The sequence below is a fragment of the Clostridium pacaense genome, from assembly GCF_020709765.2.
Lineage (GTDB): Bacteria > Bacillota > Clostridia > Lachnospirales > Lachnospiraceae > Enterocloster > Enterocloster hominis.
This window is the reverse complement of record NZ_JAJFEB020000138.1, coordinates 1-262: the sequence shown is the minus strand read 5'-3', so window position 1 is coordinate 262 and position 262 is coordinate 1. Positions and strand designations below refer to the sequence as shown.

The 262-nt window shown below is 46.9% G+C and carries 1 protein-coding gene; it reads left to right on the top strand.

Annotation, left to right across the window (positions count from 1 at the left end):
- A partial coding sequence (locus tag LK536_RS58825; protein WP_506092337.1) for a hypothetical protein occupies positions 1-262 on the top strand: 262 nt, incomplete at both ends.

The window sequence follows — 262 nt, the reverse complement described above, 5'->3', positions numbered from 1 at the left end:
AGAAGAAAAGAAGAAGGAGGAGAAGGGAAGAGGAGGGAAAGGAGAGAAGGAAAGAGAGAGGGAGGAGAAGAAAGAAGGGGAAAGGAAGGGAAAAGGGGAAAGAGAGGGAGGGAAGAAAGAGGGAGAAGAGGAAGAGAGAGGAAGGAAGAGGAGGGAAGGAGGAAAAAAGAGAAAAAAAAGGGGAAAAAAAAGAAGAAAAAGAGAGCAAAAGAAAGGAAAAGCAGGGAAAGGGAAGGGAAAGGGACGCGGGGGGAAAGGAAGA